17 protein-coding genes are annotated in these 18,694 nt (G+C 68.1%); 5 read left to right on the forward strand and 12 right to left on the reverse strand.

All coding sequences use genetic code 11. The annotated features are described in order from the left end of the window. Positions 1–23: 23 nt before the first annotated feature. The gene (locus ASG86_RS00815) at positions 24–314 is read right to left on the reverse strand and encodes a hypothetical protein (RefSeq protein ID WP_056328883.1); all 291 of its coding nucleotides are present in this window, start codon (positions 312–314) and stop codon (positions 24–26) included. Between the two features lie 138 nt (positions 315–452). On the opposite strand from ASG86_RS00815, the gene ASG86_RS00820 reads away from it, so the two are divergent. Next, positions 453–1,619 carry an acetate kinase gene (locus ASG86_RS00820; RefSeq protein ID WP_056328886.1) on the forward strand — a complete coding sequence of 389 codons (1,167 nt, stop codon included), beginning with the start codon at positions 453–455 and terminating at the stop codon, positions 1,617–1,619. Positions 1,620–1,686: 67 nt separating this feature from the next. After that, positions 1,687–2,247, forward strand: coding sequence for a GNAT family N-acetyltransferase (locus ASG86_RS00825; RefSeq protein ID WP_056328888.1), 561 nt, complete (start codon positions 1,687–1,689; stop codon positions 2,245–2,247). Between the two features lie 3 nt (positions 2,248–2,250). Here the strand turns inward: ASG86_RS00825 and ASG86_RS00830 are convergent, their stop codons facing one another. The 3 genes from ASG86_RS00830 to ASG86_RS00840 all read right to left on the reverse strand — a co-directional run bounded on the left by ASG86_RS00830 (position 2,251) and on the right by ASG86_RS00840 (position 6,075). Then, a complete protein-coding gene (locus ASG86_RS00830; RefSeq protein WP_056328891.1) occupies positions 2,251–3,447 on the reverse strand; it encodes an NAD(P)/FAD-dependent oxidoreductase in 1,197 nt (398 codons plus the stop codon). Positions 3,448–3,451: 4 nt separating this feature from the next. Next, positions 3,452–3,658, reverse strand: coding sequence for a DUF2945 domain-containing protein (locus ASG86_RS00835; RefSeq protein WP_056328894.1), 207 nt, complete (start codon positions 3,656–3,658; stop codon positions 3,452–3,454). A gap of 185 nt (positions 3,659–3,843) precedes the next feature. Continuing rightward, positions 3,844–6,075 (reverse strand): S9 family peptidase, encoded by a 2,232-nt coding sequence (locus ASG86_RS00840; RefSeq protein ID WP_056328897.1) that lies wholly within the window; start codon positions 6,073–6,075, stop codon positions 3,844–3,846. A gap of 148 nt (positions 6,076–6,223) precedes the next feature. Between ASG86_RS00840 and ASG86_RS00845 the strand changes: the two genes are divergently transcribed. From ASG86_RS00845 to ASG86_RS00855, 3 genes are all read left to right on the forward strand, one after another. Continuing rightward, the gene (locus tag ASG86_RS00845) at positions 6,224–6,787 is read left to right on the forward strand and encodes a hypothetical protein (RefSeq protein WP_056328899.1); all 564 of its coding nucleotides are present in this window, start codon (positions 6,224–6,226) and stop codon (positions 6,785–6,787) included. A gap of 12 nt (positions 6,788–6,799) precedes the next feature. Next, entirely contained in the window at positions 6,800–8,437 is a 1,638-nt protein-coding gene (locus ASG86_RS00850; RefSeq protein ID WP_056328903.1) for an FAD-dependent monooxygenase, read from the forward strand. A gap of 559 nt (positions 8,438–8,996) precedes the next feature. Continuing rightward, entirely contained in the window at positions 8,997–9,419 is a 423-nt protein-coding gene (locus ASG86_RS00855) for an Hsp20/alpha crystallin family protein (protein ID WP_056328906.1), read from the forward strand. Positions 9,420–9,584: 165 nt separating this feature from the next. Here ASG86_RS00855 and ASG86_RS00860 read toward each other — a convergent pair whose 3' ends face one another. From ASG86_RS00860 to ASG86_RS00895, 8 genes are all read right to left on the reverse strand, one after another. After that, entirely contained in the window at positions 9,585–10,502 is a 918-nt protein-coding gene (locus ASG86_RS00860) for an NAD(P)H-hydrate dehydratase (RefSeq protein WP_200946081.1), read from the reverse strand. Continuing rightward, positions 10,486–11,313 (reverse strand): histidine phosphatase family protein, encoded by an 828-nt coding sequence (locus ASG86_RS00865; protein WP_056328909.1) that lies wholly within the window; start codon positions 11,311–11,313, stop codon positions 10,486–10,488. The genes ASG86_RS00860 and ASG86_RS00865 overlap by 17 nt, the downstream gene beginning before the upstream one ends. A 124-nt stretch (positions 11,314–11,437) precedes the next feature. Continuing rightward, a complete protein-coding gene (locus ASG86_RS00870; protein ID WP_056328912.1) occupies positions 11,438–13,132 on the reverse strand; it encodes an alkaline phosphatase D family protein in 1,695 nt (564 codons plus the stop codon). 95 nt (positions 13,133–13,227) lie between these two features. Continuing rightward, the gene (locus ASG86_RS00875) at positions 13,228–14,343 is read right to left on the reverse strand and encodes an LCP family protein (protein WP_056328914.1); all 1,116 of its coding nucleotides are present in this window, start codon (positions 14,341–14,343) and stop codon (positions 13,228–13,230) included. A gap of 153 nt (positions 14,344–14,496) precedes the next feature. After that, positions 14,497–15,192, reverse strand: a complete 696-nt coding sequence (locus tag ASG86_RS00880) for an arsenate reductase/protein-tyrosine-phosphatase family protein (RefSeq protein WP_056328917.1) — start codon at positions 15,190–15,192, stop codon at positions 14,497–14,499. A gap of 142 nt (positions 15,193–15,334) precedes the next feature. Further along, positions 15,335–15,967, reverse strand: coding sequence for a DUF305 domain-containing protein (locus tag ASG86_RS00885; protein WP_056328920.1), 633 nt, complete (start codon positions 15,965–15,967; stop codon positions 15,335–15,337). Between the two features lie 55 nt (positions 15,968–16,022). Beyond that, positions 16,023–16,472 (reverse strand): hypothetical protein, encoded by a 450-nt coding sequence (locus ASG86_RS00890; protein WP_056328923.1) that lies wholly within the window; start codon positions 16,470–16,472, stop codon positions 16,023–16,025. A gap of 32 nt (positions 16,473–16,504) precedes the next feature. Continuing rightward, on the reverse strand, positions 16,505–18,646 hold the full coding sequence (locus ASG86_RS00895; protein WP_056328926.1) for a heavy metal translocating P-type ATPase: 2,142 nt from the start codon (positions 18,644–18,646) through the stop codon (positions 16,505–16,507). Positions 18,647–18,694 lie beyond the last annotated feature (48 nt).

An 18,694-nucleotide genomic window follows, 5' to 3' on the forward strand; every position in this document is an offset into this window, starting at 1 on the left:
TCGTACTTTCTGCGCTGGTGTCCTTAGCTGTTGTCCGGCTTGGCCAGGCTGTCCGGGTCCTCCTGCTTGGCGGCTTCATCCGAGAGGCCCTGCGGGGTGAGGTCCAGGTCTTCCCGGTTCTCGGGTGCCTCGGGCGCTTCCCCGGTCTCCGCGGCCTTAAGGTTGCCGGTGTCGTCCAGGGCCGGGTTGGCGCCCTCCACTCCTGTGGGGTCGTTCTTGCTGCCGGAGTCCGGCTGGGCGTTAAGCGGGGCGGTGCTGCTGGATCCCGTGTTGGTGGGGTCGTTCTCGTCGATCGAATTGGGCTCGTTCGTCATGGAATTGTCCTCTCGGCGTGGTCCAGCCTTGTCTGCCGACCATAGGCACAGCCGCGCCCGATCCGCAAGGAATCAGCCGTGCGGCGCGGCACATATAGTGGGGGTTGAACTGCAGACGCCAGGCTGAGGAGGCCCCGCATGCTCGTGCTCGTCATCAACTCCGGTTCGTCGTCCCTGAAGTACCAGGTCCGTGACGTGGCCGCCGGGACGGTCCTCACCGAGGGGCTGATCGAGAAGATCGGCATGGGCAACGGCGGCGGCGGTGACGGCGAGATCGTGGGTCCGCGGGACCACGCGGAGGCACTGGAGCAGGTGGACGCTGCCATCCACCGGGAACTGGGCGATCTTGAGCTCGGCGCGGTGGGACACCGGGTGGTCCACGGCGGCGAGCGGTTTGCCGAACCCGTGCTGGTGGACAACGAGATCACCCGCGCCATCGAACGGCTCAACCCGCTGGCGCCGCTGCATAACCCCGCCAACGTCCTGGGCATCCGCGCCATCACCAAAAAGTGGCCGACAATGCCGCAGGTGGCCGTTTTCGACACCGCCTTCCACCGGACCCTGCCCGAGCACGCCTGGCGCTACGCCGTCCCGGACGAGCTGTACACCAACCACGGCATCCGCCGCTACGGCTTCCACGGCACCTCGCATGAGTACGTGGCGCGCCGGTCCGCCGCGCTGCTGGACCTCCCCATTGAGGAGTTCGACGGCGTCATCGCCCACCTGGGCAACGGCGCCTCCGTCACCGCCATCCGCGGCGGACGGTCCGTGGACACCTCCATGGGCTTCACCCCCCTCGAGGGCCTGGTCATGGGCACCCGCTCCGGGGACCTGGACCCCTCCATCCTGGTGTTCCTTGGCCGCGCCGGCTGGACGCCCGAGGACATCGACACCATGCTCAACCGGGAATCCGGGCTGAAGGGGCTGGCCGGCAACAACGACATGCGCTCGGTGGTGGAAGCCTCCGAGGCCGGTGACGGGAAGGCCGCCATGGCGCTGGCGGTGGCGTCCTACCGGCTGGCTAAATACATCGGTGGCTACCACGTGGCCGTCGGCGGGGCCAAGGCGCTGGTGTTCACCGCCGGGATCGGCGAGAACTCGCACCAGTTCCGTGCTTTGGTGGCGGACAAGCTGGGCGCCTTGGGCATCGAGCTCGACGCCGGCCTGAACGCCGAGCGGTCAAAGGAGCCGCGCGTCATTTCCACGCCGTCCTCCGCCATTCCCGTCCTGGTGGTCCCGACGGATGAGGAACGTGCCATCGCGGAGGCGACCGCCGCCGTCGTCGGTTCATCGACTGCTCCGTAACGGTCCTTTTGGGCGTGCAAAACGACGTTTTTGGAGCAATCGATGAACCATGGGTTAGCCTCGGTCCATGCCGCACATCAGCCTGCCGATCCGCACTGAACGGCTGGTCCTTCGCCGGTTCCACGGCGGCGACCTGGACGCCTTCCACGCCTACCACTCGTTGCCGGAGACCGCCCGGTTCCTGCCCGGACCGGCCAAAAGCTATACCCAGTCGATGGAACGGGTAGGCCGGTATGCCAACTTTGCCTTTGATAAGGAAGGGGACTGGGTGGCCCTTGCCATCGAGGCGGCGGATAAGCCCGGGCTGCAGGGTGAAGTGGTGCTCAAATGGCTGCCAGGGCGCGGCCAGGGCGAAGTGGGCTGGACCCTGGCGCCCGGAGCCCGCGGCAAGGGCTACGGCACGGAGGCCGCGGGGGCCGTCCTCAACCTCGGTTTCGGGGAGCTGGGCATGCACCGGATTGAAGCCCGGCTGGACGAGCTCAACGTGGCGTCGGCGTCACTGTGCGGCCGGCTGGGCATGCGGCTGGAGGCCCGGCACGTCGACAAGTGGCACTACAAAGGCCAGTGGGTCACCGAGCTCATCTACGCCATCCTCGCCGATGAGTGGCGCATCGGCTCCGGCCGTTAGCCTTTACGCGCGGCCCTTGAGGATCAGGTTCCAGTAGATTTTCGGGAACAGGTCCCGGTCCACCACCCAGGACAGTTTGCTTTCATTCCAGGTGGGCACCCGGGGAATGGTGGGCATGGGACGGTACCGGTCGTCGAATTCGGCGAAAACCACGGTGTCCCGCGACACGGTGAACGGACACACCGAGTAGCCGTTGTACTTCGCCGGCAGCGGCTTGCCTTTCCGGGCTGCCACCAGGTTCTTCGCCACCACCTTTGTCTGCTTGCGCAGCGCCCCGCCCGACTTGGAGTTGGTGGTGCCTGCGGCGTCGCCCAGGGACCACACATTGGGGTAGCGCAGATGCCGGAGGGTCTGCCGGTCCACTTCCACGAACCCGCCCGCGTCACCGCTGGCCCGCAGATCCGTGGCCTTGAGCCAGTCCGGGGCCGACTGCGGCGGGACGGCATTGAGGACGTCGTAGGCCAGGTCCTCGGTGGTGTTCGTGGCGTTGTCCCGGATGGTTGCCCTGCGGCCGGCGGCGCTCACGGACACCAGTTCGCTGTTGGTCCGCAGTTCGATCCCGTACTCGGCGATTTTCCGGTCCAGCTCCCGGTCCACTTCCGGAACCCCGAACACCGTGGGGTAGGGCTGCACCATCACCACGCGGATCTTGTCCAGGACCCCCTGTTCACGCCAGTAGTCGCAGGCCAGGTACATGGGTTTCTGGGCTGCGCCGCCGCACTTGATGGGTCCGGCGGGCATCGTGAAGACGGCGGTGCCAGAGGTCATGCCGCTGAGCAGCGTCCAGGCCTTGGGGGCAAGATCGAACTCATAGTGGGAGGCGCCGTGGGGCGAGTGGACGGCCTCGGCCAGGCCCGGAACTGCGTCCCAGTCATACTGCAGCCCGGGGCACACCACCAGCTGGCCGTAGGCCACCGAGGCCCCGGACTCCAGGGCGACGGTGTTGGCATTGGCGTCCACGCCCGCCGCCGCATCCCGGATCCAGGTGACGCCCTGGGGGACAACCGAGTCCTGGGGCCGGATGGCTTCCTTGGCCTGGGCCCGGCCGCCTGCGATATGTGAAAACAACGGCTGGTACAGGTGGTGGTCCCGTGGCTCGATCACGGCCACGTCCTTGACGCCGTAGCGCTGCAACCTGGCGGCCAGCGAAATGCCGGCATTGCCGCCGCCGATGATGACCACCTCATGCTGGGCAGGCACGGCGCTACTTCTTCTCAGTCAGCGCGGATGCCTTGTGGGCCGCACGGGCGCCGGTCTTCTCCGACTCCACCACGTACTGCGGCTCATCCTCAGAGGCGCGATGCGTATTGCCATCGAGGTCGAAGTCGCTGGTCTTCTTTTCCACAATCCGGCCGTGCGTCTTGCCCTGCGAAGTGTTCCACTCCACGTGCGTTCCCTTGCTCAATGACATGCCCGCTCCTCTGGTCCCTGCGGAAAACAAGTGCCCCACAATAGTAAGCATGGTTAGCTTTTTCGGGGTACGCGGTTCGCCCATCCATTGCTCCGTAGCTGCCATTTAGCGGGCCGAAAACGACAGTTACGGAGCAATCGATGGGTTACTTCAGGTCAGGGGGCCGGTGGGGAGCAGTCGATGGGTTACTTCAGGCCGGCGCCGGGCAGCAGCTCGGTGGCACCCAGGGCGTCGGCGATGAAGGCGTAGTCCCAGGCCCGTTCCCGCCACTGCACGTACCGGCCGGAGGCGCCGCCGTGGCCGCCGTCCATCTCGATCTTCATCACGATCGGCTCAGTTCCGGTGGTCTTGTTCCGCAGTTCCTGCACCCACTTGGCCGGCTCAACGTAGAGGACCCGGGTGTCGTTGAAGGACGTCACGGCGGCAATCTTGGGGTAGGCCACCTCGCGCACGTTCTCGTAGGGGGAGTAGGACTTCATGTAGGCGTAGGCCTGGGGGTCCGTGATGGGGTTGCCCCACTCCTCCCACTCCAGTGCGGACAACGGCAGGTCGGGGTCCAGGATGCTGGTGAGCGGGTCCACGAACGGCACCTGCGCCACGATGGCCGCGTACTTCTCCGGCGCCATATTGGCCACCGCGCCCATCAGGAGCCCGCCGGCCGAACCGCCCAGTGCAGCGATGCGGGAGGGATCCACCCATCCCGAGTTGGCCAGCCAGTCGGTGGCGTCCACGAAGTCGGTGAAGGTGTTTTTCTTGGTGAGCTTCTTGCCGTCCTCATACCAGTGCCGGCCCAGCTCGCCGCCGCCGCGGATGTGGGCGATCACGAACACCACGCCGCGGTCCAGCAGGGACAGCCGTGCGATACCGAAGCCGGGGTCCATGCTCATCTCGTAGGAGCCGTAGCCGTAGACCAGGCCCGCCGCCGTCGAATCCTGTTTCACGGCCTTGTGCCGCAGGACCGACAGCGGGATGCGCGTGCCGTCACCGGCCGTGGCCCATTCCCGCGTTGCCACGTAATCGCTGCCGTCATACCCGCCCAGCACGGGGCTTTCCTTGCGGAGCAGCAGCTCGCCGCTGGGCTGCTCCGGGGTGGGCAGGACGAAGTCGTAGATGCGCGACGGCGTGAAGTAGGACGTGTAGCCCAGCCGGATCACGGGCGCCTCGTAGTCAGAACCGCCCACCCCGGCGGTGTAGAGCTCCTCGTCGAACGCCGGTTCCACGGGCGCCTGTTGCGCGGGCGTGCCCAGCCCGGCCAGCCCCATCACCTGGACGCGCTCGATGGTGTCCTTGCGGATGGACACGATGAGGTGCGTGGCAGTGACGCCGGCACCGTTGACCCGGACGTCACCGGAATGTTCGACGACGGTCTGCCAGGCCTGTTCCGCCAGCGGCTTTTCCAGCTCGGCCGGGTCCGCCAGGGAGACCATGGAGTTGATGGCGCCGTGGTTGTGCGTGAGCAGGATCTTCTCTGCTTTTTCCCCGTTGGGGCCGTCCAGGAGGAAGGGCTCGGCCTCATACAGGATGCGCTCGTTCCGGGAAATCACCGTGCTGACGGCCTGATCGGGGTCGTCAAAGCGCAGCAGGCGGGTTTCGCTGTACTCCGAGCACCCGATGCCCAGCACCAGGTAGCGCCGGTCCGCGGAGAGCTCGAAGCCCAGCCACATGGCGGCGTCGTCCTCCTGGTACACCACCACATCGTCCGCCACGGGAGTGCCCAGGACGTGCGCCTTCAACTGGTACGGGCGCCAGGACTCGTCCACCACGGTGTAGAAGAGGCGGCTGCCGTCCGGGGAGAACGCCACGCCGTAGAAGATGTTCTCGATGACGTCAGGCAGCAGTTCGCCGGTGCGAAGATCCTTGATCCGGAGCGTGAACCGCTCGTCGCCGGAGTTGTCCACGGCATACGCGTACAGGGTGCCGTCAACCGTGACGGCTGTGCCGCCCACAGAGAAAAACGGCTTGCCTTCAGCTTCCACGTTGCCGTCCAGCAGGACTTCCTCGCCGGGGATCTCCACCCCGGCTTCCACGGCCGGCGGAGTCCAGTCGGCCACGGCATCTCCGGTGTCCTGCGCCCTGACCCGGCAGTGGATGCCGTACTCCTTGCCCTCCGCGGAGCGGCTGAAGTACCACCAGTCGTCCTTGCGGTGCGGAACGGAAAGGTCGGTTTCCTGGGTGCGGCCCTTGATCTCCTGGAAGATGGCCTCGCGGAGCGGCTCCTGGTGCGCGGTAACAGCTTCCTGGTACGCGTTTTCGGCCCGCAGGTGCTCCACCACCTCGGCCGATTCCTTGTCCCGCAGCCACTCGTAGTTGTCCACGAACGTCTCCCCGTGGTGGGTGCGCTCGGTGGGAATCTTCTTGGCAACCGGGGGCGCCGGGACGGCAGTGCCGGGGGAATCCTGCAGGGAGGTGGAGGTCATGGATTCAATATATAGAGCAGCCCGGACAAGTCGGCAGGCCGTTCGCTACCGGGGGAGAAGGAGGAGGCCGGAAAGGGGCGAAAGACTCTGGGACCGTGCCCGCGGTTCCCGCCACGCTGGGAGGGCGGTGCAAGGAAAAGGAGAAGCCATGGACCTCGAATCCGGACCGGCGCCCCGGGCCAAAGCCTGGCTGGCCGTGGCCCGCAGCGTGGGAACGTCCTGCGTCATGCTGGCCCGCAGGCGGGTGCATCTCCCAAAGGGCAACGTGGGCCGGGTGCTGCGTTTCGCCGACGGAAGCACCTCGCGGGTCTACCGGGAGACCGCCGTCGACCAGCAACCCGGGGAGCCCTGTGTCCTGGTGGTGGCCTTCACGCTCCGCCTGGTCCGCGGCCGGGCGCACCGTTTTTTCGAGGCGGAAAGCCTGCTGAACACCCCGCTCTTCGTCGGGTTCCCCGGCTTTGTCTCCAAGCTCTGGTGCGCCCACGACACCTTTGGCGCCTACCGCGGCCTGTATGAGTGGGACGGAGCCGGGCCCGCCCGCAAATACGCTGCGGCCCTCTGGCGGGTCCTGGAACTGGTCAGCGTTCCCGGGTCCATCAGCTACAAGGTCCTGCCCGGGCTGCGCCGCGATGAGCTGCTCGCCAACCCCGCCCTGATTGAGTCGCCAAGCCACCCCGACCACGCCTGGTGGCGCCTGGTTGGGCAGGGATGAAGCCGGGCGGGAATGCCAGGCAGGCAGGGCACGACGGCGGACACTGACGTTTTAGTGGTGGGCGCCGGTCCCGCCGGGCTCGCCACAGCACTCCAGGCCCTCGCGCACGGCGCGACGGTCAGGGTGGTGGACCGGCGCGAACACCGGGCCCGGCCTTCCCGGGCCATGATGCTGCATGCCCGGGCCCTGGAGGGGCTCCGCCCGCTGGGCGTGACCGATGAGTTGCTGAACCGCGCCGACACCACGCCCGAAACACACATCCACCTGGGCCGCCACGTGGTGAAAGCCCGAATGGGCCATGCAAACCTCCCTGATACCGCCTTTCCGCACCTGACTCTGGTCCGGCAGGCCGACGTCGAGGACGTGCTCTGGCAGGCGCTGCAGGCCCGGGGCGTGCCGGTGGACTGGGGCGTGGAGTTCCGCGGACTGGGACCGGAGAGCACCCTGCCGGAGGTATCCGGCGCTGGAATGGTGCATGCGGAGCTCCACGGGGCAGGCGACAATGCTGAACGTGACCATTCCGGGCACCACATCTCCCGGTTCCTGGCCGGCTGCGATGGGCAGTCCAGCACGGTCCGCAGCTTCACTGGAGCCCAGTGGCGCGGCGGCCCGTACCGGGTGGAAGCGGTCCTCGCGGATGTGGAACTGGACGGTCCCCTGGATCCGGGGCTGCTGCACGTGGCGGTGGGAAGAGCGGGGCTGGCTTTCCTCTTTGCGCTGGGTGAGGGGGCCGCGTGGCGCATGCTGGCCACCCGGCCGGCGCTGCCGAAATCCGGGGCGCGCTTCGGCCAGCTGGGTCCGCCCGTTCCGCCGGAGGAGGTGGCCCGCCTGCTCCGGGAATCGGGACTGGACGCTGCCGTGCGGGACGTGCGGTGGTCGGCCCAGGTCCCGCTGCAACACCGCCTGGCCAGTACGTTCGGTAGCAATCCCCTCTTCCTTGCCGGCGACGCCGCCCATGCCCATTCCCCGGCGGGCGGGCAGGGCATGAACAACGGCATCCTGGACGGCCTCAATCTGGGCTGGAAGCTCGGCTTCGCCTCGACGGCGGGAAGGCCGCTGCCGGAGCTGCTGGAAACCTACGGGCAGGAGCGGCGGCTTGCCGCCCGGCAGGTGCTGGCGTTGACGCACGTCATCTTCTTCGGCGAAGCCTCGCCGCATCCGGTGGCCCGCCTGGCCCGCAGCCTCCTGCCCGCGTTCGCTCCGGTCCTGCCGCTGCTGCTCCGCCGGCAGTGGCTCACCGCCAAAGGAATCAGGCTGCTGGCCCAACCATTCGTGCGTTACCGGACCAGCGCCATTTCCCGTGATGGCACGCCCCGCGCCGGCGGCTGGCCGAGGCCCGGTGACCGGCTGCCGGATGCGCCGGTTACGGTCGACGGGCGGAAGGCCCGCCTTCACGAACTGACCGCGGCGCCCGGCATCCACGTGTTGCTGGAGCGCGACGCCGGCCCCGGCGCCTTGGATGAAGACCCCACCCTGCGCGCGGTGGCCGGAAGAGGTTCCTTGCTGCATGTCCACCGCCTCGACAGCCACCCCGGCCGCGGCGTCGTCGCGATCCGCCCCGACGGCTACGTCGGCTTCCGCTGCGGGGAGCCGGACCCCGCCCAGCTGCGTGCCTGGCTGCGGCTGGTGGGTGCCCTCCCGCCGTCGTGATGCTCCATCACTTATCGCTCCCAAAACCTCGTTTTGGGACCGTAAGTGATGGAGCAACGGGGAGAGGGAGGGTAGTTGCCGAAGGGCCGCAGGCGTATTCTGTTCAGTTCAAGGCACATCCGCCCAGCGTGAGAAGGGAAGTTCCATGACCATCCCGCCAGTGCACGAACCCGAGCCGTTCCCGCCTGAACCTGGTCCGGAGCCCACGTCGCCGGATCCCACCCAGCCGCGTCCGCCCGGCCCGCCGTCTCCCAACCCGTTCCCTGCGCCCGCGCCCCCGGTCCCCTTGCCCGTCCCGGATCCGGGTCCAGCGCCGCTTCGCCCGGACCCAACAAGGGACTGAATGGCGGAATCACACCTTTAGAGGGGCCTTCCATCCGTGCATCCGCACAGGCGGAAGGCCCCTTTTCCGTGTCCTGACACGTCCGGAAAATCTTCAAAAAAACCTTGTCCAAGCCCTTGAACACCTTTTCCTGCGGTGCTAAAAAATCTATATCAGCCACTACAGATCGGCTGATACGGAAAGTGTGTTGGACCGTCTCTTACGAGGAGGGCAGCCATGTTGATGCGAACTGATCCGTTCCGCGAGCTGGACAGGCTTACCCAGCAAGTCCTCGGAACCACTGCACGCCCGGCGGCGATGCCAATGGATGCGTGGCGCGAGGACCAGGAATTCGTCGTGGCCTTCGATTTGCCTGGTGTCCCGGCGGACTCGGTGGACCTGGATGTTGAACGGAACGTCCTGACGGTGCGGGCGGAGCGTCCCGATCCTGTGGGCAAGGACACCGAGCTGATTGCCGCTGAGCGGCCGCGCGGCGTCTTCAGCCGCCAGCTGATCCTTGGAGACACCCTGGATACGGAGAACGTCAAGGCCAGCTACGACGCCGGCGTCCTGACGCTGCGGATCCCGGTGGCCGAAAAGGCCAAGCCGCGCAAGATCGAGATCGAGACGAAGGGGGCCAAGCAGGAAATCGCCGCTTAGTTTCAACACAGACCCGGGAGGTGGCCATCTCTGTTGACTGCCTTTTTGGGGGCGAATCGCCATTCTGTGCACGCCACAGCGCCAGACAGCGCACCGGCAGCTTAGGCCCTAACCTCCCGTCACGGTGGCCCCCGGCTTCGGCCGGGGGCCATCCGCATGTGTGGGTCAGGTGCCCAGTTCCAGCATCAGCGCCGGGAGTTCGTCGGCAAGTTCACGGGCCAGGAACCCCAGCGGCCCCAGCCTGCTGGCCAGCCGGTCTGCCGCGGCCGCGTGCAGATGCGTCCCCCAGCAGGCTGCCTGGGCGCCGCTGGTTCCCCGGGCCCGCAGCCCGGCGATGGCGCCCGCCAGCACGTCACCGCTGCCGGAGGTGCCCAGCCCGCCGTAGCCCGTGGTGATTTTGTACAGTTCAGTTTCGTCCGGGGCCAGCCCGGGCGGCTGGGTGATCAGCCCCTGGCAGCTGACCACGGCGTCGAACCTTTGGGAGATTTCGGCCAGATCCTTCTCGAGGTCATCCACGTCCCGTCCCAGCAGGATCCCGGCTTCGGTGGGGTTGGGCGTGAGGACCAGCCGGCCGCGCCACGGGTCCAGCTGGTCCTCCAGCGGCACCAGCGCACCCAGCGCGTAGGCATCGAGGACGACGGCGGCGCCTTCCTTGCTGCCGGCGTCACCCCCACCCTCGCGTTTGAGGAGCGCCTCCAGCAGCTCACCGGCAAGGTCCTGGTCATCGAGGCCTGGCCCGACCAGCAGGGCGTCGGCCCGGTCCAGATAGGAGTAGATGCCCTCCAGCTCAGGCTTGACCGATCCTTGCCCGGTCTCCGGCAGCCCGATCGCACCGCATTCGGGTATTGCCACCCCCAGTTGCACTGCCACGGACTCCGCAACGGCCAGGGTCAGCTTTCCGGCGCCCGCGCGCAGGGCCGCGGTGCCGGCCAGCAGGGCGGCGCCGGGGGTGGCCCGTGCGCCACCGACCACCAGCACCGATCCGCGCGAATACTTGTCCGCCCCCGGCGCCGGCAGTGGCCACTCCCGCAGCAGCGACGGCGTCACCAGGGTGGGGCCGGAGGAGTCACCGCGGCCTGACACTGGTGTCTCCCGCGTGCTCGGTGACGGTGACGCCTTGCTCCGCCAGATGGTCGGCCACATTGAAGCTCTCCAGCGTCCACGGCCCAACGCCTGAGGGGCGGACGAACCGGGTCAGCGAGGCATTGAGGATGGCCTCCGTGGCTGCCAGGTCCAGGATTTCCTTCTCGCTGAGCCCTTCCAGCACATACCGGAACAGCATGATCACGGCGTCGTGGCACACCAGCATCACCCGTTGGCCGGTGCCCAGGCCGTTCAATTCCGCCAGGACGGACCGCAGCCGCAGTGCCACGTCGGCCCAGGATTCGCCTCCCGGCGGCCGGTAGTACAGCTTGCCCAGCCAGTCCCGGCGCTCTGATTCCTCGGGGTAGCGGTTCTCGACACCCAGCCGGGTGAGCCGGTCCAGGATGCCGAGTTCGCGGTCGCGGAGCCTCTCATCCGTGCGGACCTGAAGCGGCCAGCCGGCTGTTTCCACCGCAATCTCAGCCGTCTGGCGGGCGCGGGCATAGGGGGAGGAGACCACGGCGTCAGGGCGGAACTCCTCAGCGATCCGGCCCAACGCAATACCCAGCGCCTTGGCCTGGTCCCTTCCGGTAGCGGACAGGTCCACGTCCGCATCGCGGGCCGGAACCTCGATGACCTCCACGCCGGCCTCACGCGCCTCGGTGGCCGCAACGTTGCCTTCGCTCTCACCATGGCGGATCAGCAGCAGTTCCACCGCCCCGGCCTCCTGGACCGCCTCCGTCAGGCCGTCGTCGTTCGAAGTACTGTCGTTCAAAAGAATCACCCCGTCCTCACCGTGCCGATATGCCATGCCGAATGCAGGAACACTACCAACGGCGTACCCAGGGGGCGCCGGAAGATAACGGACGACGGCGGCCGGGCACCATGGGTGCGCGGCCGCCGGTGGAGTAACAGTTCCGGGCGGCGACCCGGAACTACCGCTCCGGCATCAGGACCTTGGAGAACACCGTGGCTCCATTGGCGTTGCGGAGGCTGGCGGTGAAGCTGTTGTCCTCGCCCAGCTGGACGTGCCCGAAGAACTGGTTGTCGCCGTCGCGCGGGGACTCCCCGGCAAAGCGCCCGGCCTTGGAGAACACCACCTCGGGCCCGAACGTGCCGTCCATCGCGTTGGGGCCGAAGGAGCCCGCGGCGATGGGCCCGGCCACGAACTCCCAGAACGGATCGAAGTCGGTGAAGGCGGCCCGCTCCGGGGAGTAGTGGTGGGCGGCGCAGTAGTGCACGTCGGCCGTCAGCCACACAGTGTTCTTCACGCCGTTGCGCTTGAAGGCGCTCAGCACCCCGGCGATCTCCAGCTCACGGCCCAAGGGGGCGCCGGCGTCGCGGTTGGACAGGCTTTCCTGGTTCACCGGGCCATCCGGCACCACGATGCCCAGCGGCAGGTCCGCCGCGATCACCTTCCAGGTTGCCTTGGACCTGGAGACCTCGCGGATCAGCCAGTCCACCTGCTCCTGGCCCAGGATGGAGGTGGCGTAGGGCTCCAAGCCGAACGTATTGGGGGACTTGAAGGTGCGCATGTCCAGGCAGAAGATGTCCAGCTGCGGGCCACGGCTGATCTTCCGGTAGATGCGGGCGGGCTGGTACTGGCCGGCGTCGTCGAACGTTCCCGGCCGCCAGATGGCCGAGCTGTCCGCGATGGGCATGTTTTCCTGCCACGCCTGCCGGCCGCGGGCAGCCAGGGTGTTGACGTCACGCACGGTGTAGCGGGAGTCGTCGATGATTTGGCCCGGGTACCAGTTGTTGTGGGTCTCGTGGTCGTCCCATTGGGCGATCACCGGGACGTCGGCGAACATGGCCCGCATATTGGCATCCATGGAGTTGTAGCGGTGCCGTCCGCGGAACTCGGTGAGTGTTTCGGCAACCTTGGAGACCTCCTCCGTCACCAGGTTCCGCCACACCTGGCCGTCCTTTTCCGTGACGGTCTCGGCGATGGGTCCGTCGGCGTAGATGGTGTCGCCGGAGTGGATGAAGAAGTCCGGGCGGGTCTGGTGCATGGCCCGGTAGCCGCGCATCCCGCCGATCTCCTCGTTGATGCCCCACCCCTGGCCCGCGGTGTCACCGGTCCACACAAAGCTTTGCGCGGACGACGCCGGGACCTCACCTCCGCTGCTTGTCTCACCGGTGCGGCCCCTGCCGTTGGCCGTCCCGGTGTCCGGCGCCGTGCGGAAGCTGCCGCGGACCGTCTCACCGGCCGCGCCGCCGTCGTCCTCGAAGCTTATCTCCAACGCGAAGCGGGTGTTGGACGGCAGGTTGCCGGCGTGGATTTTGGCGGTGAAGTCGGACGCCTGGGTGGCCCGGGGCCCGCGCAACACACGCTCAAAGGCGCCTCGGCCGCGGAGGATTTGGCCGCCGTCGTCCACTGCGCGCAGGACCGCGGTCATCCGCCCGGTACCCGAGGCGCGGGACCATAGCACGGCCGAATCGGAGGTGACGTCGCCGGTGGCGATGCCGCTGGGCAGGGTGAGGCGGTTGCGGACCAGCGCGACGCCGGCGGGGGATTGCCCTGGCACGCTGGCCTGTGCCGCGGCGGGCACGGACGCCAGCGCGGCGGCCAGGACCGACCCCTTGACGACGGTGCGGCGTGAAACGGTGGCGCGGGAGTTCTCAGTCATGCCCTCAGGTTTCCGCCGGCGGGCACACAGATTCTGTCCCGCCGGTGAACCCCGGGTAAGCCGCTGCTGAACAGGGCGTGGCGGCCCCGCCCCCTTTACGGAACCGCGAAGTCCCCGATCCTGCCTTCCCTGAGGGCGGCTGCAACGGCGTTGATTCCGCCGTAGTCCGGGAACACCACGGACTGTCCCGCCGCCATGCCCGTTCCGGCCGTGGGGAGGGTCAGGGTGCCGATCGCGTTCACGTCCAGGTTCCGCAGGCTGTACGCAAGGACCGCGGCCTGCACGGGATCGAATCCCTTGTCCACGGTCAGGCAGCAGGAGGCGTAATCGACCAGCGAGCGGACCGCATTGACATCGTTCAGGGCGCCGCCGGCGGTAAGGCGGGCGAGGATGGCCCGGAGCATGGTCCGCTGGTTCTGCACCCGCTGGTAGTCGCCGTCAGTGAATGCGTAGCGCTCGCGGCTGAACTCCAGGGCCGCCTGCCCGTCCAGATGGTTGATTCCTTGGGTGAAGGCGTGCTGGGTCTCGATCGTGGACTGGAAGGCGAAGGGGACATTGACGTCGATGCCGCCCAGGCCGTCTGTGAGAGCCTTGAAGCCGTTAAAATCCAGCATCAAGGTGTGGTCGATGGTGATGCCCAGCAGTTGCTGCACGGTCTGGGTGGTCAGATCGATGCCGCCGTACTGCAATGCTGCGTTGATCTTGGAGCCGCCAACACCGGGAACGTCCACCCAGAGGTCGCGCATGATCGAGATGACGTAAAGGGTATGGCGGTCCGCCGGAACATGCACCACCATCAGGGAATCGGCGCGGTGGTCCGAGGCCTCGCCGGTTTCCGCGGTGTGCGCCGCCTGCTCGCGTGCATTGCCGCGGCTGTCGCTGCCGATGACCAGTACGTTCATCGGGGTGGCAGGCAGATCCGGAATCGGGGCGGGTGGCGGCGGGGGAGCAGGAGCCGGCGGGGGTGTTTCAGAGGGCGTGGGGGTGGGCGTCGGGCTGGGCGACTGGGTCTGGGTGGCCGCAGGCTGCGCCTCCTTGCTCCCGCGGCTCAGGCTGAAGACCGCCACTCCTGCGGCCACCACAAGTGCCAGCGCCACCAGGGCGGCGATCCAGCGGCGCCGGCCCAACGCCGCAAGCCAGGCCGGCCGGTGCGAACCGGCGTTCCCGGCGTTGCCGGCGCCGGATGGATCAGAACCGCCTGGGATGCTCATGACGCCTCCACCTCATTGTGTTTGGTGGGATCAGTGTGCGTCCGGCAGGCCCTGGTTGGCTACAAGGTTGTCCAAACTGTCACCTGGGACGGCGTGCCGGAACCTGGGAAGGTGTGCCCCGGGGCGCCGCCGGGCAGCGGTTACGCGGTTCCGCTACCGGGACTGGGGCACGGTCCCGGGAACCGGCGCGTTGAGCCGGGCGTGGCGCAGGATGGACACAATCGCCGGTGCCAGCTGGTCCTCCATCTCGCGGTACACCTCGGGTGCGCGGCGGTACGGGTCCACGATGTCGTTGTCCGCGGAGTCGGCGGGGAGCGAAAGGTGCCGCACCCCGGCGGCGCGGGCCGGCAAGGCGCGCCACAAGGCGGCGTTGGCAGCGAGCCGGGTGTCGTCGTCGGAGCCGCCGCTGACTGGCAGGGAGCCGGGGGAAGGTACGACGGCGGCGGGCTGGCCTCCGTCTCCGGCGGCGGTTCGCTGGGCCAGGACATCCAGCATCCGGGCAAACTCCCTGATGGTGAACGTGCGCTTGAGCAGGGAGGCATCCAGCTGCAGGACCTCGCCGCGGTGCCCCGATGTCATGGTGAGTACCAGATCCACCCCGCGGAGGATCCTGGGTGTGAGCTGCCGTGCCGCGAACCCTTCGGGGTCGCCGCCGAAAGTCCGTACGATGTCCGCGGAAATGGGCTGCATGGGTTCGCCCACCAGTGCCCGGGTGCCCGCACTGGACACGTGGAAACCACCCGGTACCGCCTGGTCGAGTCCTGCCTGCAGCAGCCGTTCAGCCACGGGGGAGCGGCAGATGTTGCCGGTGCAGACGGTGAGGATTCGTACTGGTGCGGAAGTGTCCAAGGAGATTTCTCTTTTCCCAGCTGGTGACGGATCCGTTCGGACCCGTGCCTTTCAACTTAACACGCGACGGCGCGGCGGCGGCTTCCAGAGCTGGGTGCCGCCGCCGCGCCGTGTGGATTGCCCCGGCCGGCAGGCGTGCCGGTTAGAGCGTGGTCAGCAGCTGCTTCATCTGCGTGATTTCCGCCTGCTGCGCGTCCACGATGTCGTGGCCCAGCTTCACGGCGTCGGGGAATTTGCCGGCGCTGATTTCCTGCTGTGCCATGTCGATGGCGCCCTCATGGTGGCCGATCATCTGCTCGAGGAACAGCCGGGCGGCCTCGGTGCCGGTGGCGGACTTCAGCTTGTCGATGCCGGCGTCGTCCACCATGCCGGTCATGCCGTGTCCGGAGTGGTCGCTCATCATGGTGGGCACATTCCAGCCCTTGAGCCAGCCGGTCATCTGCTCGATCTCCGGTGCCTGGGCCGCCTTGATCTTGGTGGCCAGGTCGGTCACCTCTGCGGGCATGCCGGGTTTGGCCAGGATGATGCCGCTCATCTCCACCGCCTGGGCGTGGTGGGGGATCATCATCTGGGCAAACATGATGTCCGCCTGGTTATGGTCGGCATTCGCGCTGGGCATCATTCCGGCGCTTGGCATGGTGCTGGCCATGGGGTTGGAGCTGCCGTGGTCCATGGGCATGCTGTTGCCGGAGCCGGAATCTGCGGCGCATCCTGCGAGGCCCAGGGAGACGGCCAGGGCAGCAGCGATGGACAGGGTCTTGATAGTGGTGTTCATGGTTGTCCTTCAGGGAGGTAATGGAACTGGGCCGGGTTGTTTGGCGCAGTCCGGTTTACGTCCGGCTGATGGACAGGTCGCAGGGTGTGGGGCTGGGCGGCAGGTAAGCGTAGGCAGGGCCCGGGTTGCCGGCGGCGGGCAGCAGCGGCAGGACGGCAAGGGTTGCCTGCGGCGGGACAACGGTCACAGGGCCGCCCGGGGCCGTTGGGACGCAGGGCGCCGCGGACTCCCTGGCCCCCGGGCAGGAGTCGCCGCAGGTGGCCGGTGCAAGGGCGGGCGCGTCGGTGGAAGCGGCGGTGGCAGGGTGGCCGGCATGGGAGGGATGGCCGCCCACAATGGAATGGACGACGGCGGTGGTTCCGGCCGGTGCCGCGTGGGAGGCAGCGCCGTGCGAGGCGTGGCCGGCGGTGAGCACATGCATGCCCAGCAGTCCGGTGATGACGGCCAGGGTGGCCGCCAGCAGCCACGCCCGGCGCAGGAGGGACGCCATGGTGCGGGTGGTCATGACGTTGCCTCCTTCCAGTCGGTCTGCAGTCTTCAACGTACCTCGGACGGGTTCAGTTTCAGGCGCCGCAGCAGCTGGGCGTTCAGGGCCACCACGATAGTGGACACGGACATCAGTACCGCACCGGCCGCGGGGGACAGCACCACCCCGGCGAAGGCAAGGACGCCTGCGGCCAGCGGGACGGACAGGATGTTGTAGCCGGTGGCCCACACCAGGTTCTGCCACATCTTCCGGTAGCTTGCCCGGGAGAGGTCCACCATGGACAGCACCGCCCGCGGGTCGTTCCCGGCCAGCACCACGCCGGCCGATTCCATTGCCACGTCGGTTCCGGCGCCGATGGCGATGCCCACCTCGGCGCGGGCCAGCGCGGGAGAGTCGTTCACGCCGTCGCCCACCATGGCCACCTTCATGCCCCGGCCCTGCAGCTCGGCCACTTTCTTGTCCTTGTCCGCGGGCAGGACCTCGGCGAACACCTCGTCGATGTCCAGGTCCGCTGCCACCGCCTGCGCCACCTGGTGGGCATCACCGGTAACCATGGCCACCTTGACGCCGCGCCGCTGCAGGGCTGACACCGCTTGCCGCGACTCCGGCCGCACCGCGTCCTCCATGCTCACGGCACCCAGGACCTTGCCGTCGTCCACCACGTGGAGCACGGCGGCTCCACGGTCCATCCAGGCCCGGGTGCTGGCGGCCAGGGTGTCGGGTTCGACGACGCCGAGCTCGCGCAGGAGCGCGGGTCCGCCCACGTGCACCGTACGGCCGTCCACGGTGGCCCTGACGCCGCGTCCCGTCAGGGAGGTGAAGTCCGTGGCCCCGGGCAGTGCCAGGTTCCGGGCCTTGGCAGCGCGGACGATGGCCCGCGCCACTGGGTGTTCGCTGTCCGACTCGACGGCGGCGGCAAGGGCCAGCACGGCGTCAGCCTGGGCGCCTTCTGCCACGGCAATGTCCTTCAGCTCCGGCTCTCCCGTGGTCAGGGTGCCGGTCTTGTCGAACAGGACCACGTCGATGGTGCGCATCCGCTCCAGTGCCATGCGGTTCTTGATCAGCACGCCGGCCCGGGCCGCCTGCTCCGTGGAAATGGCGATGACCAGGGGGATGGCCAGCCCCAGGGCGTGCGGGCAGGCGATGACCAGTACGGTGACTGTGCGGGTAACGGCATCGGGAACACTTCCCAGCAGCGTCCAGGCGATGAAGGTCAGGACACCGGCGCCCGCGGCAAAGTAGAAGAGGAATGCTGCTGCGCGGTCCGCGAGGGCCTGGGCCCGTGAAGATGACGCCTGGGCCTCTTCCACCAGCCGCTGGATTCCGGCCAGGGCGGTCTGGTCGCCCACAGCCGTAACGCGCACCCGGACACTGCTGTCCGTGGCAACGGTTCCGGCCACCACCGGATCGCCGGACCCGCGTGCCACGGTCTTGGATTCGCCGGTAATCATGGACTCGTCGAACTCGGCCTGCCCGTCCACCACCGTTCCGTCCGCCGGCATGCGGGCGCCGGGGCGGACCAGGACCAGGTCGCCGGGGGTGAGGTGGGACACGGGCACCGTTTCGGTGCCGCTGTCCGTAATGCGTTCGGCTTCGTCCGGCAGCAGCGCGGCAAGTGCATCAAGGGCGCCCTGCGCCGACCCGAGGGCGCGCATCTCGATCCAATGGCCCAGGAGCATGATGGCCACCAGCAGGGCCAGCTCCCACCAGAAGTCCAGATCGAAGCCGCCGATTCCCAGGCTGGTGACCCAGGACGCGGCAAACGCCACCGTGATGGCCATGCCGATCAGCAGCATCATGCCCGGGGTGCGGTCCTTCAGCTCCTGCAGGCCGCCCTTGAGGAACGGCTGGCCGCCGTAGAAGAAGATCACCGTGCCCAGGACCGGCGGGATCCAGGCGGAGCCGGGGAATTCCGGCGGCATGTAGCCCAGGAGATGGGCCATCATGGGGCTGAAGTAGACCACCGGGACGGCGAGGGCCAGCGTCAGCCAGAACCGGTTCTTAAACATGGCCGTGCTGTGCCCTGCGTGCTGGCCGTGGGTGTGGACAGTATGGTCGTCGTCGTGCTGGCCATGTCCGGCGTGCTCCATGTGGCCGGCACCATGCGCCGGCGGCTCGGTCAGGGTCCCGCTGGGTGGCTGGTCATGGTCGTGCGGGCCGCTGTGGTGGTGCATGTCGTGGTGGTCTTGCATTGTTCCTCCTTGGAGGCAGTCGCTGCCCGGTGATACCGGACCGGCGGA

Source organism: Arthrobacter sp. Soil764 (assembly GCF_001428075.1).
In the GTDB taxonomy this organism is placed as follows: Bacteria; Actinomycetota; Actinomycetes; order Actinomycetales; family Micrococcaceae; genus Arthrobacter.

Coding starts and splice junctions, on each gene's coding strand:
- ASG86_RS00825 (WP_056328888.1), top strand. CDS start 1,687: ATGCCGCACATCAGCCTGCCGATCCGCACTGAACGGCTGGTCCTTCGC.
- ASG86_RS00815 (WP_056328883.1), bottom strand. CDS start 314: ATGACGAACGAGCCCAATTCGATCGACGAGAACGACCCCACCAACACG.
- ASG86_RS00820 (WP_056328886.1), top strand. CDS start 453: ATGCTCGTGCTCGTCATCAACTCCGGTTCGTCGTCCCTGAAGTACCAG.
- ASG86_RS00845 (WP_056328899.1), top strand. CDS start 6,224: ATGGACCTCGAATCCGGACCGGCGCCCCGGGCCAAAGCCTGGCTGGCC.
- ASG86_RS00840 (WP_056328897.1), bottom strand. CDS start 6,075: ATGACCTCCACCTCCCTGCAGGATTCCCCCGGCACTGCCGTCCCGGCG.
- ASG86_RS00865 (WP_056328909.1), bottom strand. CDS start 11,313: ATGGCATATCGGCACGGTGAGGACGGGGTGATTCTTTTGAACGACAGT.
- ASG86_RS00835 (WP_056328894.1), bottom strand. CDS start 3,658: ATGTCATTGAGCAAGGGAACGCACGTGGAGTGGAACACTTCGCAGGGC.
- ASG86_RS00895 (WP_056328926.1), bottom strand. CDS start 18,646: ATGCAAGACCACCACGACATGCACCACCACAGCGGCCCGCACGACCAT.
- ASG86_RS00855 (WP_056328906.1), top strand. CDS start 8,997: ATGTTGATGCGAACTGATCCGTTCCGCGAGCTGGACAGGCTTACCCAG.
- ASG86_RS00875 (WP_056328914.1), bottom strand. CDS start 14,343: ATGAGCATCCCAGGCGGTTCTGATCCATCCGGCGCCGGCAACGCCGGG.
- ASG86_RS00885 (WP_056328920.1), bottom strand. CDS start 15,967: ATGAACACCACTATCAAGACCCTGTCCATCGCTGCTGCCCTGGCCGTC.
- ASG86_RS00890 (WP_056328923.1), bottom strand. CDS start 16,472: ATGACCACCCGCACCATGGCGTCCCTCCTGCGCCGGGCGTGGCTGCTG.
- ASG86_RS00850 (WP_056328903.1), top strand. CDS start 6,800: ATGCCAGGCAGGCAGGGCACGACGGCGGACACTGACGTTTTAGTGGTG.
- ASG86_RS00870 (WP_056328912.1), bottom strand. CDS start 13,132: ATGACTGAGAACTCCCGCGCCACCGTTTCACGCCGCACCGTCGTCAAG.